14 protein-coding genes are annotated in these 16367 nt (G+C 54.1%); 8 read left to right on the forward strand and 6 right to left on the reverse strand.

The annotated features are described in order from the left end of the window. Positions 1-96 precede the first annotated feature (96 nt). The gene (queE, locus tag HV213_RS06525) at positions 97-768 is read left to right on the forward strand and encodes a 7-carboxy-7-deazaguanine synthase QueE (protein ID WP_181485099.1); all 672 of its coding nucleotides are present in this window, start codon (positions 97-99) and stop codon (positions 766-768) included. Between the two features lie 39 nt (positions 769-807). On the opposite strand, the gene HV213_RS06530 is transcribed toward queE, so the two are convergent. Beyond that, complete coding sequence (locus HV213_RS06530) at positions 808-2286, reverse strand: FGGY-family carbohydrate kinase (RefSeq protein ID WP_181485100.1); 1479 nt, start codon at positions 2284-2286, stop codon at positions 808-810. Between the two features lie 26 nt (positions 2287-2312). After that, positions 2313-3611 (reverse strand): MFS transporter, encoded by a 1299-nt coding sequence (locus HV213_RS06535; protein ID WP_181485101.1) that lies wholly within the window; start codon positions 3609-3611, stop codon positions 2313-2315. Positions 3612-3932: 321 nt separating this feature from the next. On the opposite strand from HV213_RS06535, the gene HV213_RS06540 reads away from it, so the two are divergent. From HV213_RS06540 to HV213_RS06560, 5 genes are all read left to right on the forward strand, one after another. Next, positions 3933-4718 (forward strand): SDR family oxidoreductase, encoded by a 786-nt coding sequence (locus HV213_RS06540; RefSeq protein ID WP_181485102.1) that lies wholly within the window; start codon positions 3933-3935, stop codon positions 4716-4718. Positions 4719-4910: 192 nt separating this feature from the next. Next, a complete protein-coding gene (locus tag HV213_RS06545; RefSeq protein WP_181485103.1) occupies positions 4911-6365 on the forward strand; it encodes an FAD-binding oxidoreductase in 1455 nt (484 codons plus the stop codon). Between the two features lie 131 nt (positions 6366-6496). After that, positions 6497-7909: an MFS transporter gene (locus tag HV213_RS06550; protein WP_181485104.1), complete on the forward strand. Its 1413-nt coding sequence runs from the start codon at positions 6497-6499 to the stop codon at positions 7907-7909. Continuing rightward, on the forward strand, positions 7887-8669 hold the full coding sequence (locus tag HV213_RS06555) for an adenine nucleotide alpha hydrolase family protein (RefSeq protein WP_181485105.1): 783 nt from the start codon (positions 7887-7889) through the stop codon (positions 8667-8669). The genes HV213_RS06550 and HV213_RS06555 overlap by 23 nt, the downstream gene beginning before the upstream one ends. Further along, the gene (locus HV213_RS06560; RefSeq protein ID WP_181485106.1) at positions 8666-9520 is read left to right on the forward strand and encodes an electron transfer flavoprotein subunit alpha/FixB family protein; all 855 of its coding nucleotides are present in this window, start codon (positions 8666-8668) and stop codon (positions 9518-9520) included. Before HV213_RS06555 ends, HV213_RS06560 begins: the two co-directional genes overlap by 4 nt. Positions 9521-9642: 122 nt before the next feature. Here the strand turns inward: HV213_RS06560 and HV213_RS06565 are convergent, their stop codons facing one another. The 4 genes from HV213_RS06565 to queD form a co-directional block, all read right to left on the reverse strand. Further along, a complete protein-coding gene (locus HV213_RS06565) occupies positions 9643-10218 on the reverse strand; it encodes a glycerol-3-phosphate responsive antiterminator (protein WP_181485107.1) in 576 nt (191 codons plus the stop codon). 132 nt (positions 10219-10350) lie between these two features. Beyond that, complete coding sequence (locus HV213_RS06570) at positions 10351-10611, reverse strand: ferredoxin family protein (protein ID WP_181485108.1); 261 nt, start codon at positions 10609-10611, stop codon at positions 10351-10353. After that, positions 10602-11873, reverse strand: coding sequence for an FAD-dependent oxidoreductase (locus HV213_RS06575; protein WP_181485109.1), 1272 nt, complete (start codon positions 11871-11873; stop codon positions 10602-10604). The genes HV213_RS06570 and HV213_RS06575 overlap by 10 nt, the downstream gene beginning before the upstream one ends. Positions 11874-11953: 80 nt before the next feature. Next, a complete protein-coding gene (queD, locus tag HV213_RS06580; protein ID WP_181485110.1) occupies positions 11954-12316 on the reverse strand; it encodes a 6-carboxytetrahydropterin synthase QueD in 363 nt (120 codons plus the stop codon). 446 nt (positions 12317-12762) lie between these two features. Between queD and cysJ the strand changes: the two genes are divergently transcribed. Further along, on the forward strand, positions 12763-14562 hold the full coding sequence (gene cysJ / locus HV213_RS06585; RefSeq protein ID WP_181485111.1) for an NADPH-dependent assimilatory sulfite reductase flavoprotein subunit: 1800 nt from the start codon (positions 12763-12765) through the stop codon (positions 14560-14562). Next, positions 14562-16274: an assimilatory sulfite reductase (NADPH) hemoprotein subunit gene (gene cysI / locus HV213_RS06590; protein ID WP_110275854.1), complete on the forward strand. Its 1713-nt coding sequence runs from the start codon at positions 14562-14564 to the stop codon at positions 16272-16274. The genes cysJ and cysI overlap by 1 nt, the downstream gene beginning before the upstream one ends. The last annotated feature ends 93 nt before the right edge of the window (positions 16275-16367 follow it).

Raw genomic sequence — 16367 nt, forward strand, 5'->3', positions numbered from 1 at the left:
AAGCATTTTATTGTGTCCGATGGAAAGCAAAGCAGTTTTGCCTGATTATGCACGATCTGCGATAATGTGCGCTCATAACCCCAGACAGAGACGATTATGCAGTACCCGATTAACGAGATGTTCCAGACCTTGCAAGGCGAGGGTTACTTCACCGGCGTTCCCGCCATTTTTATTCGTCTACAGGGATGCCCGGTAGGTTGCGCCTGGTGCGATACCAAACATACCTGGGATAAGCTTGCCGATCGGGAAGTGTCGCTGTTCAGCATTCTGGCAAAAACCAAAGAGAGCGATAAGTGGGGCCCGGCAAGCGGCGAGGATCTGCTTGCGATCATCGGGCGTCAGGGTTGGACTGCCCGCCATGTGGTGATTACCGGCGGCGAGCCCTGCATTCATGATTTAACGCCATTAACCTCGCTGCTGGAGCAAAATGGGTTTAGCTGTCAGATAGAAACCAGCGGCACGCACGAGGTGCGCTGTACGCCCCATACCTGGGTGACGGTATCGCCAAAGGTGAATATGCGCGGTGGCTATGATGTGCTATCTCAGGCGCTACAGCGAGCGGATGAAATTAAACATCCGGTTGGGCGCGTGCGTGATATTGAAGCGCTGGATGAACTGCTGGAAACGCTGGCTGACGACAAACCGCGGATTATTGCTCTGCAACCCATTAGCCAAAAAGACGATGCAACTCGTCTGTGTATCGAAACCTGTATTGCCCGCAACTGGCGTCTCTCCATGCAGACGCATAAATATCTCAATATTGCCTAGATATTGTGCCGGGTGGATTTCATCCGCCCGGCGTACTCATTACGCGTTCGACCAGCTTTGAATCGCGTCGACGTTGTCCAGATTACCGTGGGTGACTTCGTACGACTTTTTCAAAATCACATCGGTATATTGGGTTAAATCCCTGAAGATCCCTTTATTCAATGCCTCGTATCGGCTGGCATTGTTCTCAATCGGCATAAACACATCTTTTACCCGAACCATGTTTTCGATCGCCGTCTCGTAAGAAGGATATAAACCCAGTCCAACCGCCGTGTTGATTGCAGCACCCAGACTCGCGCAGCCGTTAATGGCGTTGCGCCTGGCCGGAAGATTGAATACATCGGCAAAGATTTGCATAAACAGATCGCTATTTGAACCGCCACCGGTAATGATGACATGCTTAGCGAAGTGGTTCATTTCATTGCACATATTGTCGTAGTTATTTTTCAACGTCAGCGCAACGCTCTCCAGAATAGAGCGGTAAATCCACGCGTAATCCATGCTGGAATCAAAGCCGATCATAATGCCGCGTTTGTAGGGCTCCCAGGGATTGGTCAGCCAGTCCAGTACGGTCATCAAACCGTTGCAGCCAGGAGGTACGACGGAGGCCTTTTTATTGAGCAAGTCTTCCGGCGACAGCCCCTGCGCCTGAGCATCCTGAATTAAGGATTCGCCCAGCATGTCCCGCAGCCAACTCACCGTCCACATCCCCTTGCGAATACCATACCCTTCGTACAGCAGAGTCTCTGGAATGGAGGACATAATTGGCCAATAGGCGACAGGGTCTTTTGGCAACGCCTTGCCGTTCATCATCAGGGCGATATAGGTGCCTAACGAGATCACCGCCGTTTCATCATCCAGTAACCCAGCGCCGAGCGCCTCTACCGGTTTGTCGCTGGTGGTGCAGATCACCGGCAGCCCAGCCGGGAAGCCGGTGGCGAGAGCCGCCTGCTCGGTAAGATGGCCTAAGATGGTACCCGGCATCTGCACATCGAACAGCATCTTGCGCGGAATATTAAACTTCTTCACTACCTCGTCGTCGTCGCTCCACGCCCAGGTTTTATAATCCACCGGCCATTGGCCAAAGTAGTTGGCAATGTTGTCCTTGAACTCGTCGGTTAAGCGGTGCGACAAATAGCCTGAAAACGAAGTAACCCAGGCAACATCGGGATTGGTATGCTCATAGGGCCGGGTGACGCGGGCGTCCTGCCAGCTAATAAGCGGCTCTGCGGGCGTACCGTCGGCTTTCAGTAACGCGCGGCAGCAGCGGATGGAGCCCAGTCCGATGCCGACAATATCTTCTCTATGTCCGGCGAATTGACTCATCAAGTCCTTTCCGGCGAAACATAAAGAGGTCCATAAATCGTCGTCAGGGTGCTCAGCTGTATCGGCATCCGGGGTGTGCATCGGCTGCAGCAGGCCTTTTCCCTCGCAGACCACGTTGCCTTGCAGATCGTACATCACGACCTTGGTACTCTGGCTTCCGCCATCAATTCCAATGATGTATTTCTTCGACATTATTATTCTCCTTTAAATTTTCACCATCACTCGCCAGTAGCGTTAGCGGCCAGCGATGTTTCGTTTTCTGGTGCGGCATCGGCGCTACGTATTTTTCTGAACAACAGGAAGGTAAAGAGGATCACCATGCACAGCGCGACTAAGCCCATCAGCCACATATTGCGGTAGGCTTCTGTCGGGGGGAGGGTGTCCTGCCAGTGGCCGATAATCGGATAGACAAAAACATCGGGCAGGAAGCCAATGACCGAGCAGATACCGACGGTGGTTCCCATGATGTAATTTGGCGTTCTCGCTTCGCCAGGGCAGGCCCAATAGAGTCCGCGTGAGGCATAGCAGGTGAAGCCCAGCAGCAGAATCAGGCCGATACCCATAGCGACGGATTGCGGGTTTGAGTTGGTTGCCAGCAGCGCGATCAGCGCCACGACCCCAATAATCGACAGCAATTGAATGACCCGGGTCGGCGATTTTACTTTGCTATAAGTCGTGATAATGCCGCCCAGCGGGCCGCAGAAGGCGCGGAAGATCTTGTTGATCACAATTCCCATATAGCTCGCGGCCACCAGCGACATACCGTACATTTCCGTCAGATAGTTGGTGGAGTAGCTGAGAATGGCGTAGATAGTAAAGACGCCAAAAATCACCATGCTGCAGTACCAGGTGGTGCTGATGCGCAGGACGGCCAGAATATCGCTGAGCTGGAACGCTTTTTTCTCTTCTTTTTCCGCATTGCTGTGCTGAGGGGCGTCACTAACGAAGAACCAGCACAATATTCCCAACAGGATATAGACCACGCTGTAGATGATGATGACCGTCTTCAGGCTGTTGCTGTCATCAGGCTCGAAGCGGGAAAATGCCCACATGGTAAATACCGCCAGCGACATCACGCCGACGCCGCGCAACCCCTCCATCCAGCCCATGATTTTTCCCTGCTCGCTATGATCGCCAAGCAGAGAGGCCGCTTTAATTGACACTGACCACAGCATCAGAATGGTGGTGATCGCAAAGGCGACCTGAATACAAAGCATGACCCACAGCGGCGGATAAGTGGCCATTAATAAACCCAGTAGCCCGGTAATAATCATCGCTGAAGTAATCATTTTGCGATGGGAGAATTTATCGGCAATAACCCCGCTGGGTGCGTAAAGAATAATGGCGGCAATACCGAATGTGCTCATTATTAAGCCGATCTCGGTATTGCTGAATCCCATAAACTTAGCCATTGGAATTTGATAGATATAGCGTAAATAGGCAAGGTCGAAACTGACGCCACCGCTGAAACTAATAATGGCAAGCGTTATCCAACGGCGATATGAGGTTTGTTGCATATCGTAATCTCATTTTGTATAGACGAAAAAAAGAGAAAAGTAAACCCGCCTTGTTCAGGTGGATTACTTTTCTCAGGTCTCTAGTAATTGTGACTAGAAATAGCATGTCAGCGTGACATTTAGTGTGAGAATAATCACGATTCGTAGTTTTACGCTTGATTGTGAAGTGAAATATTCATCTGTGATTACGATCACATTAGATGCTTAAGCGTTGTGTTAAAAATTTACCCCAGTTACCAGAGATAATGAGAAAGGTGACTTCCCTCTTGCGGGGGAAGTTGCCTTTCTTTTTTTTTGCCTAAAGGAATTTGGAGCTTAACTATGTCGATCGAATCTCTTAATGCATTCTCAATGGATTTCTTCTCACTGAAAGGTAAAACGGCGATTGTTACCGGCGGCAATAGCGGGCTGGGTCAGGCCTTTGCCATGGCGCTGGCGAAAGCCGGAGCGAATCTGTTTATCCCAAGCTTTGTGAAGGATAACGGTGAAACAAAAGAAATGATTGAAAAACAGGGTGTTGAGGTTGAATTCATGCAAGTGGATATCACCGCTAAAGGTGCCCCACAGCAGATCATCGCCGCCTGTTGCGAGCGCTTTGGCACGGTAGATATCCTGGTCAACAACGCCGGGATTTGTAAGCTGAACAAGGTTCTTGACTTCGGTCGTGCGGATTGGGATCCGATGATTGACGTTAACCTGACGGCGCCATTTGAGCTGAGTTATGAAGCGGCAAAAATTATGATTCCGCAAAACAGCGGAAAAATAATCAATATTTGTTCTTTATTCTCTTACCTTGGCGGACAGTGGTCTCCGGCTTATTCCGCAACCAAACATGCGCTTGCCGGTTTCACAAAAGCATATTGTGATGAATTAGGGCAGCATAATATTCAGGTTAATGGTATCGCTCCGGGTTATTACGCTACCGATATTACTCTGGCTACCCGTAGCAATCCTGAAACTAATCAACGGGTGCTCGATCATATCCCGGCAAATCGCTGGGGTGATACTCAGGACTTAATGGGGGCAGCCGTATTTTTAGCCAGCCAGGCATCAAATTATGTTAACGGTCATCTGTTGGTCGTCGATGGTGGTTATCTGGTGCGTTAATTTGTAACCGGTGGTTTCTGTTTCCATTTATTATATTACACAAAATCATTCAAGATGCATCGAGGCGGCAAGGGAATTAAATCCCCAGGAGCATAGATGACTATGTGACTGGGGTTTATGAGCGCAGCCAACAAAGAGGCAGTTTGAAGGATGACGTGTATATTCCGAATTAATTATCAGGAAGGAATTACTATGTCTCTATCCCGTGAAGCGATTGTTGACCAATTAAAAGAAATTGTTGGCTCCGATCGCGTTATTACTGATGAAACCGTTTTAAAGCGAAATAGTATTGACCGTTTTCGTAAATATGCGGACATCCATGGCGTCTTTACGCTGCCGCTGCCTGCCGCAGTGGTTAAGTTAGGCTCGACCGAACAGGTTTCCAACGTGCTGGCCTTTATGAACCAGCATAAAATCAATGGCGTACCGCGTACCGGTGCATCCGCGACTGAAGGCGGCCTGGAAACCGTGGTGGAAAATTCCGTAGTGCTGGACGGCGCTGGAATGAACCAAATCCTCAATATTGATATTGAGAATATGCAGGCGACCGCGCAGTGTGGGGTACCGCTCGAAATTCTGGAAAACGCGCTGCGGGCTAAAGGCTACACCACAGGACACTCACCGCAGTCTAAACCGCTGGCACAGATGGGCGGCCTGGTGGCAACCCGCAGCATCGGTCAGTTTTCCACGCTGTACGGGGCGATTGAAGATATGGTGGTCGGGCTGGAAGCCGTACTACCTGACGGCACCGTTACCCGCATCAAAAACGTCCCGCGTCGTGCTGCCGGCCCGGACATTCGCCACATCATTATCGGCAACGAAGGTGCGCTGTGCTACATCACTGAAGTTACAGTGAAAATCTTCAAGTTTACCCCGGAAAATAACCTGTTCTACGGCTATATCCTGGACGATATGAAGGTTGGGTTTAATATCCTGCGCGAAGTGATGGTGGAAGGGTATCGCCCGTCAATTGCTCGCCTTTACGATGCAGAAGATGGCACCCAACACTTTACCCATTTTGCCGACGGCAAATGCGTTCTGATCTTTATGGCGGAAGGCAACCCGCTGATGGCCAAAGCGACCGGTGAAGGGATTGCGGAAGTGGTTGCGCGCTATCCACAGTGCCAGCGCGTGGACAGCAAGCTGATCGAAGCCTGGTTTAATCACCTGAACTGGGGCCCGGAAAAAGTGGCTGCCGAACGTGTGCAGATCCTCAAAACCGGCAATATGGGCTTCACTACCGAGGTTTCCGGCTGCTGGAGCTGCATCCATGAAATCTATGAAAGCGTGATCAACCGTATCCGCACCGAATTTCCTCACGCGGACGATATCACCATGCTGGGCGGCCACTCTTCACATAGCTACATGAACGGCACCAACATGTACTTCGTCTACGACTACAACATAGTGGACTGCAAGCCGGAAGAGGAAATCGATAAGTACCACAACCCGCTGAACAAGATTATCTGCGAAGAGACGATTCGTCTCGGCGGTTCGATGGTACATCACCACGGGATTGGTAAACATCGCGTTCACTGGAGCAAGCTGGAACACGGTAGCGCCTGGCCGCTGCTGGAAGGGCTGAAGAAGCAGTTTGATCCAAACGGTATCATGAATACCGGAACAATTTATCCGATTGAGAAGTAGTTAGTTATACGCAAAATATACGCAAAATCATTCGCGTTGCATCAAGGCGGCAAGTGAATAAGTCTCCAGGAGCGTACAAAAGTACGTGACTGGGGCTTATGAACGTAGCCAACGAAGAGGCAGCGTGAAGGATGACGCGTATAAGCGGCTTCTCAACCGGGAAGCCGTTTTTATCGGACCATGAAGGGATAGAAATGAACACTTCACCGGTGCGAATGGACGATTTACCGCTTAACGGTTTTCACTGCCGCATTGCCGCGCTGACTTTTGGCGCACATCTGGTTGACGGCTATGTCCTCGGCGTTATCGGTTACGCCATTATTCAACTGACCCCTGCTATGCATCTGACGCCTTTTATGGCCGGGATGATTGGCGGGGCGGCGCTGCTTGGGCTTTTTATCGGCAGCCTGATTCTGGGATGGGTCTCAGATCATATTGGCCGCCAGAAAATTTTCAACTTCAGCTTTGTGCTGATTACCGTCGCTTCATTTCTGCAATTTTTTGCCACCACGCCCGAACAGCTGATTGGTTTACGAGTCCTGATAGGGATCGGCCTCGGCGGAGATTACTCCGTGGGCCACACGTTGCTGGCCGAGTTCTCGCCGCGCAAACACCGGGGGATTCTGCTCGGTTCGTTTAGCGTGGTATGGACCGTCGGTTATGTGCTGGCAAGTCTTGCCGGGCATCATTTTATTAGCGAAAACCCCGACGCCTGGCGTTGGCTGCTGGCATCGTCAGCCCTGCCAGCACTGCTCATCACACTGTTGCGCTGGGGAACGCCGGAATCCCCACGCTGGTTGATGCGTCAGGGTCGATTCGCTGAAGCCCATGCCGTGGTGCAGCGCTGTTTTGGTATGCATGTACAACTGGGCGATGAGGTAACGAAAGAGACGAATAAGCATATCCTAACCCTGTTCTCATCCCGCTACTGGCGGCGCACGGCTTTTAACAGCATCTTTTTTGTCTGTCTGGTGATCCCATGGTTCGTTATCTACACCTGGCTCCCGACGATCGCCGAAACCATCGGCCTTGAAGATGCATTGACCGCCAGCCTGATGCTGAATGCGCTGCTGATCGTTGGTGCGCTGCTGGGCCTGGTATTGACCCATCTGCTGGCCCATCGCCATTTCCTGCTCGGCAGCTTTCTGCTGCTTGCGGCGACATTAATCGTGATGGCCTGCTTACCTCAAGGTAGCCACTGGACGTTGCTGCTTTTTGTTTTATTCAGCACCACGATTTCGGCGGTGAGTAACCTGGTAGGGATTTTACCCGCAGAAAGTTTTCCGACGGATATTCGCTCGCTGGGCGTTGGATTCGCCACCGCTATGAGCCGACTCGGCGCCGCAATCAGCACCGGCCTGCTGCCCTGGACCCTGGCGCAATGGGGGATGACGGTGACGCTGCTGCTATTGGCCGGGGTATTGCTGGTTGGCTTCGTGGTGACCTGGCTGTGGGCGCCGGAAACCAAAGCGCTGCCGCTGGTGGCTGCCGGAAGCGGCGACCAAAGACAAGGAGGTAAAAATGAACATTCTATTGGCGTTTAAGCCGGAACCTGATGCCAGCATGTTGGCGGAGAAAGACTGGCAGGCCGCCGGGCGGGATACCTGCGGCCCTGACGTCTCGCTATTGCGTTGCACTATCGGCGCCGATGAACAGGCCGCTGCTGCGCTGCTGTTGGCCCAGCGCAATGCAGGTTGCGAGATGAACCTGACCGCTTTAAGCATCGGCGATGAGCGCGCGCTGCACTGGCTGCGCTACTTCGCCGCGCTGGGATTTGATCAGCGGGTGCTGCTGGAGGTGGCTGCGGATTTACGCTTTGCGCCATCGTTTATCGCCGGACAAATTGCCGACTGGCAGCGCAGCCACGGCGCTGAGCTGATTGTCACCGGCTGTCAGAGCAGCGAAGGACAGAATGGCCAGACGCCGTTTCTGCTGGCAGAAATGCTGAACTGGCCCTGTTTCACCCAGGTTGAACGCTTTACGCTTGAGCCGCCTTTTGTCGTCATCGAGCAGCGAACAACCCACGGTATCCGCCGTTGCAAGGTGCGGCTACCGGTGGTGATTGCCGTCAGGCAGTGCGGTGAGGTAGCGCTTGCGGTGCCCGGTATGCGCCAACGTCTGGCGGCGGCAAAGGCGGATATCGTGCGTCAGGCGGTCACCGCTGAGGTGATGCCCGCCGTTCAGTACTTGCGTCTGACGCGACCGGAACAGCGACGCAGCGCGGTTATTGTCGAGGGGGCGACGGCGCAGGAGAAAGCCAGGATGTTGTGGGAGAGTTATCTACGCCAGAGGATGCAGCCATGAAGATAGCGATGGTGATGACAACCGGTGATCGCGCCGCGATGGGACACTGGCTGGCGACAAATGAGCCTGGTCAGGCGGAGGTGGAGCGCTGGATTATTGATGCCGAACCGGAAGTTGCTGAGCAGCTTCTTGATGCGCTGGTCATCCAGTGGCGGCAGACGCCGGTCGATATGTTGATATTTCCGGCCGGGATTTTGGGCGATGAGCTGGCAACAAGGCTGGCCTGGCGTTTACAAGGCGGCAGCGTATGTCAGGTGCTGTCAGTCAATGCGCAAGAGGGCAGAGTGACTAAATCTCATTGGAGCAATGCATTGACGGCTACCCTGGGGTTTAGCGCCCGACCGCAGTGCCTGTCTCTGGCGCGGCAAACCGGCGGTAGCGTGACTGGTGATTTTCCCGCCGATATGACGACACGCCATATTGCGCCGACGGTTTTACCCGACTGGTTAATCAGTGTTGAAAGCGTGGAGCGCTCGGGAGATCATCCCTTGCTGGAGGCGAAGCAGGTGCTGGTTGTCGGGCAGGGCGGTGAGGACGTTGATGCCGAAAAAATAGCGGCTATCGCGCAACGTCTGGGGGCGGAAGCGGGATACAGCCGTGCGCGGGTGATGAACGGCGGCTATGATGCCGATCGCCTGATTGGCATCTCCGGTCATCTGCTGGCGGCGGATGTCTGCATTGTGGCGGGCGCATCGGGCGCAGCGGCGCTGATGGCAGGCGTTCGGGATAGCCGGTTTATTGTGGCGATCAATCATGATGCCAGCGCGCCGGTATTCACTCAGGTGGATGTTGGTATTGTTGACGATTGGCTACCGGTGTTTGAGGAACTGGTCGCCTGCGTAGAAGCATAGTGCCAACCTTCTGCCATCAGTGGATTTTACCCGGCTCGCGCTACGCTTAGCCGGGCTACAGGTTGTGGTCCGGTAGCCCGGGTAAGGCGTTTACGCCGCGACCCGGGAACAAAGCCGATAAATTAATTAAGCTGCTTTGCTAATTTCCAGACGTTGGTGTTGGTGGTGGAAAGAGCTGCGACGCCCGCTTTCATCGCATTACGCGCATCTTCCTCATCGCAAACCAATCCCCCGGCGATCAGCGGCTGGCGAATTTTCTCCGTTACCCATCCCAGGACTTTCGGCATACAGCCCGGCAGGATTTCAATACAATCCGGATTAGACTGCGCCACCTGCTTATCAATATTGTGAAAGGAAATAGAGTCGACGATAAACAGACGATGAATGCAGAAGAAGCCTTCCGCTCTGGCCGCTTTGAGCATCGGCGCTTTAGTGCTGATGATGCCGTCCGCCTCGGTAACCAACTTCAAAAACTGAATCACCACCTCTTTATTAGACGCGCCCTCCAGCAGGTCGACATGAATAAACGCATATTTACCGGCGTTTTTGATCTTCTTGACGATGTTGCTGATGGTGCAGATATTGCCGTACAGCACGGAGATAAACTGGCATTCGGAATCGATGGCTAATTGCAGGCTGGCGTTATCTTTGACGGCCGCAATAACCGGATTTTGTCGGAGCAGGTGTAGCAGGGGCATGGTGTGTCCTTTGTATTTTATTCGTCATACTTCAAGCTGCTGGTACGGTTTTCTCCCTCTCCCCGAAGGGGAGAGGGAACCGTTCTGCTGGCGTTTTTTATTACATAACAATGTATTAGCCTTTCAGCTTTATTACCCAAAACGGAATGTAATACCAAAACCAGAGTCAGGATAGCGCCATTCTTTCAGCGTTGCCTCATCGCATAACAACCGGCAGGTGCCGCATTCCAGACAGCCGCGATAGTCGACCCGCAGCTCACCTTCCGCCGTGCGTGAGAAAAGCCCGGCGGGGCAGGATTGAATCAGCAACTCGGCGATTTCCGGAGTCGGTGAAGCGGATGGAACAATATGCGGGCTGTCGGCGGGACGCCAGACGTTGCGGGCTACAGACATCGTAAACTCCTGACAAGATCGCCTGCCAGATGGCGCAGGCCGTGACGGCGAAGCTGACGCCAGACTATCTGGCGCAGCGGCGGAACCGGGCTCGCGCCCTGCAGCCAAAGTTCGCGGGAAATGTCTTCCATTAACGCAGGCCACTGGCGATACCAGCCGGGGCGTTGCAGCAGTGCGGGCACATGCTGATAGCGCTGAAGAATCTCCCACAGCAGGCTGCGTTCAACGTCCTGGTGATATTGTGCAAACAGATTTTGCGGCGTGCTTTGCTGACAGGCCCGAACCAACGTTTGCGCCGCCGCCTGAGCACCGATGAGCGCCATATCCATCCCGCGCACGGTAAAGCCGGTATTGATACAGGTGCGCAGCGCATCGCCAACCAGTAGCCAGCCGTCTCCGCCGTACTGCACGGGCATGCTATGCAGACCGCCTTCGGGCACCAGATGCGCACCATACTCCAGCGTTTCACTCCCACGTAGCAAAGGGCGCAGGGCCGGATGTGATTTGAGATTCTCCAGCAGTTCAGAGGCCGGAGCCGCGCCTTTTCCCAGCGAGGAGAGCGGGCAAACAATGCCGAATGAGAGCGTATCCTGATTGGTATAAAGAAACGCGCCGCCGGGCAAATCCCCGCAGACGCCGCCGGTGAAGAGCATCGCCGCCCCCTCGTTACCTTCCAGGCGAAAGCGATCTTCCAGCGTTTTTTGCTCCAGCGCCAGCACCGCTTTAATCCCTAACGCCATTGACGATGGGGAAGGGCGAGGCACTAAATCATGCCGCTCCGCCAGCTCACTGTTAGCCCCTTCAGCCAGTACGACGTAGCGGGCGTGCAGGGTTTCATTATCGCAAATGACGCCGCAGACCCGACCATTTTCGCGATACAGCGCCTCGACCGTCGCCCCGGTAATACACTGGACGCCTTCATCTTCGGCCTGGCCGACAAACCACGGATCGAAGCGGGCGCGCAGGAGACTCCAGGAGTCGCCGTTGGGTTGCAGGCTGGAATATGTCGTTGCGCCGTTTGCGGTCATCAGGGCCAGACTTTCCTGGGTGATGCGGCGTTCAAGCGGAGCGGATTGCTGAAAATGAGGAAGGAGTTCGGCAAGCGCATGGCAATACAGCCGCCCGCCGGAAAGATTTTTACTGCCGGGAAGTTCGCCGCGTTCAAGCAACAGAACGGAAAGTCCTGCCCGCGCACAGCGTAAAGCACAAGCGGTGCCAGCTATCCCTGCACCAATGATAATAATATCAAAATCGTCAGCCATATTGCGCCCCAGATATCCAGAGCGCATAAGCTAACATGACGTTATTTAAGGAATATTGACCGCCGACACAAACGCTTTAATCACTCGCCGCGATAGACGCAGCCCGCCGTGCAGGTCTCTTTAATCATCACCGCGCTCAGTAGCGGAATCAGCGGTTTCATCTGATCCCAGATCCATTTTGCCAGCACTTCGCTGGTAGGATTTTCTAGTCCCGGAATATCGTTCAGATAGTAGTGATCCAGCCTGTCGTAAGTCGGCTTAAACGCGGCCTTCAGCTCGGCAAAATCCATGATCCACCCGGTATGGGGATCGACTTCACCGGTAATCTCCAGGCGCACCATAAAAGAGTGACCGTGCAGGCGACCGCACTTATGCCCTTGCGGTACATGCGGCAGGTGGTGAGCGGCTTCGAAGGTGAAATCTTTAAACAGCGTGGTGGACATCTTTTATTCTCAATATGGCAAAAAAACCGCCGTAGGGTACCGGAAAGCACCTTTTTTCGCATTAACTAAAACGGCCCTGAACAGAAAATGGACACATTCATCTGGTTTATTGGGATTAAATTATTATATATCATAGGGTTATTTAATCGATTTTGTTGTTAATAACTATAACTAAAACAGGTTAGTCCATTTGGTTATTTGTTATTTCCATCCCTTCTTTAATTGTTACTATCTGCACCGTTACCCTTATCACTCGTCATACTTCGAGCCGCATGTGCGTTGGCTTTACTCGCTCACCCCAGTCACTTACTTATGTAAGCTCCCGGGGATTCGCTGCGTCGCCGCCTGCCTGCAACTCGAATTATTTAGAGTGAACACATTCTCTTTTGTTTTATCGCGCTGACAGGCTGCGACTAACAGCTTTGCTTACTGGAACATAACGACGCATGACGACACAGGCCCCACCTTCTAATTTGCTACCGCTTAACCCGGAGCAAATGGCGCGCCTTCAGGCGGCCACGACTGACTTCACGCCAACCCAGCTGGCCTGGGTTTCCGGCTATTTCTGGGGCGTGCTGAATCAGCAGCCCGGCGCGGCGGTTGTCGCTCCAACCCAGGCAGCAGAAGTCCCTTCCATTACCCTTATTTCGGCATCGCAAACCGGCAACGCCCGCCGCGTCGCTGAAGCGCTGCGTGACGATTTGCAGGCCGCGCAACTGAACGTGAAGCTGGTTAACGCAGGCGACTATAAATTCAAACAAATTGCCTCCGAGAAACTGCTGGTTGTCGTGACGTCAACGCAAGGCGAAGGTGAGCCGCCGGAAGAAGCCGTCGCGCTGCATAAGTTCCTGTTTTCGAAGAAAGCGCCGAAGCTGACCGATACCGCGTTTGCCGTATTTGGCCTTGGCGATACCTCCTATGAATTCTTCTGCCAGTCCGGCAAAGATTTTGATAACAAACTGGCCGAACTGGGCGGTGAACGCCTGCTCGACCGGGTTGACTCGGATGTGGAATACCAGGGGGCCGCCGCTGAATGGCGCGCCCGCGTGGTTGACGTCCTGAAAGCGCGTGCACCAGCAGCAGCCCCGTCCCAACTGGTGACCAGCGGGGCGGTGAATGAGATTCACACCAGCCCGTATACCAAAGAAGCGCCGCTGACCGCGACGCTTGCGGTGAATCAAAAAATCACCGGTCGTGATTCAGAAAAAGATGTGCGCCATATTGAAATCGACCTCGGCGACTCCGGCCTGCGCTATCAGCCGGGCGATGCGCTGGGCGTCTGGTATCAGAACGACCCAGCTCTGGTCAAAGAACTGGTGGGGCTGCTGTGGCTGCAGGGCACGGAACCGGTGACGGTTGACGGTAAAACCCTGCCGCTTGCTGAAGCGCTGGAGTGGCACTTCGAGCTGACGGTTAACACCGGCAATATCGTTGAGAACTACGCCACCTTAACCCGCAGCGAATCTCTGCTGCCGATGGTGGGCGATAAGGCACAGCTCCAGCATTACGCCGCGACCACGCCGATCGTCGACATGGTGCGTTTCTCTCCGGCGCAACTGGATGCTCAGGTAGTGATTGACCTGCTGCGCCCGCTGACGCCGCGCCTGTACTCTATCGCTTCGTCACAGGCGGAAACCGAAAACGAAGTGCATGTCACCGTCGGCGTTGTCCGCTATGACATCGAAGGCCGGGCTCGCACTGGCGGCGCTTCCAGCTTCCTTGCCGACCGCGTCGAAGAAGATGGCGAAGTTCGCGTCTTTATCGAGCATAACGATAACTTCCGTCTGCCTGCTAACCCAGAGACGCCAGTTATCATGATTGGCCCGGGTACCGGCATCGCGCCGTTCCGCGCCTTTATGCAGCAGCGCGCGGCAGAAGGAGCTGAAGGTAAGAACTGGCTGTTCTTCGGCAACCCGCACTTTACCGAAGATTTCCTCTACCAAGTGGAGTGGCAAAGCTACGTCAAAGAGGGCGTACTGAGCCGCATCGACCTGGCCTGGTCTCGCGACCAAAAAGAAAAAGTATACGTACAAGACAAACTGCGCGAACAGGGCGCAGAGCTGTGGCACTGGATTAACGACGGTGCCCATATTTATGTCTGCGGCGATGCCAATCGTATGGCAAAAGACGTTGAGCAGACGTTGCTGGAAGTGATTGCCGAATTTGGCGCGATGGACGCCGAAGCGGCGGACGAATTTTTAAGTGAGCTGCGCGTTGAGCGCCGTTATCAGCGAGATGTCTACTAATGAGCGAAAAACATCCAGGCCCGCTGGTGGTCGAAGGTAAACTGGTCGATGCCGAGCGCATGAAGACTGAAAGTAACTACCTGCGCGGCACCATTGCGGAAGATCTGAACGACGGTCTGACCGGCGGTTTTAAAGGCGATAACTTCCTGCTGATCCGCTTTCACGGCATGTATCAGCAGGATGATCGCGATATTCGCGCCGAGCGTGCGGCACAGAAGCTGGAGCCGCGCCATGCGATGCTGCTGCGCTGCCGCCTGCCGGGCGGGGTGATTACCACCAAACAGTGGCAGGCGATTGACAAATTCGCCGCCGATAACACCATTTACGGTAGCATCCGTCTGACCAACCGTCAGACCTTCCAGTTTCACGGCATTCTGAAGAAGAACGTCAAGCCGGTGCACCAGATGCTGCATTCGGTCGGGCTGGATGCGCTGGCGACCGCCAACGATATGAACCGTAACGTGCTGTGTACCTCTAACCCGAACGAGTCTCAGCTTCATGCTGAAGCCTATGAATGGGCGAAGAAGATCTCTGAGCACCTGTTGCCGCGCACTCGCGCTTATGCAGAGATCTGGTTGGATCAGAAGAAGGTCGCCACCACCGATGAAGAGCCGATCCTCGGTCAGACCTATCTGCCGCGTAAGTTCAAAACGACCGTGGTGATCCCGCCGCAGAACGATATCGATCTGCACGCTAACGATATGAACTTCGTAGCGATTGCCGAAAACGGCAAGCTGGTGGGCTTTAATCTGCTGGTTGGCGGCGGTTTATCCATCGAGCACGGCAACAAGAAAACCTACGCCCGCACGGCGAGCGAATTCGGCTATCTGCCGATTGAGCACACTCTGGCGGTGGCGGAAGCGGTGGTGACCACCCAGCGCGATTGGGGTAACCGTACCGACCGTAAAAATGCCAAAACCAAATATACTCTTGAGCGCGTTGGCGTTGAGACCTTCAAGGCGGAAGTAGAGCGCCGGGCGGGGATCAAGTTTGAGCCGATTCGCCCTTACGAGTTTACCGGCCGTGGCGATCGCATCGGTTGGGTAAAAGGTATCGACAATAACTGGCACCTGACGCTGTTTATTGAAAACGGTCGTATCCTTGATTACCCGGGGCGTCCGTTGAAAACCGGCCTGTTGAAGATTGCGAAGATCCATAAAGGTGAATTCCGCATTACGGCTAACCAGAACCTGATCATTGCCGGTGTTCCTGACGATCAGAAGGCGAAGATCGAGAAGCTGGCCCGCGATCACGGGCTGATGAATGCCGTCACGCCGCAGCGTGAAAACTCCATGGCCTGCGTGTCGTTTCCGACCTGTCCGCTGGCGATGGCCGAAGCTGAACGCTTCCTGCCATCGTTTACCGATAAAGTCGAGGGAGTGATGAGCAAGCATGGCGTCGCTGATGAGCATATCGTCACCCGCGTGACCGGCTGCCCGAACGGCTGCGGCCGCGCGATGCTGGCGGAGGTGGGTCTGGTGGGTAAAGCGCCGGGCCGCTACAACCTGCACCTCGGGGGTAACCGCAGCGGGACGCGTATTCCGCGCATGTATCGGGAAAATATTACCGAGTCGGAAATTCTCGACTCCCTTGACGAACTGGTAGGGCGCTGGGCGAAAGAGCGTGAAGCGGGTGAAGGCTTCGGCGACTTTACGGTGCGTGCGGGCATCATTCGCCCGGTGCTCGACCCAGCCCGGGATTTCTGGGAATAACTCAGCATCGCCCGGCGGCGCAACGCTTACGGGTGTATGAATTTTGTAGGCCGGGCAAACGTAGTGCCGCCCGGCAAAACAGGCAAGCGAGGT

This window comes from Klebsiella sp. RHBSTW-00484, from assembly GCF_013705725.1.
GTDB lineage: Bacteria > Pseudomonadota > Gammaproteobacteria > Enterobacterales > Enterobacteriaceae > Klebsiella.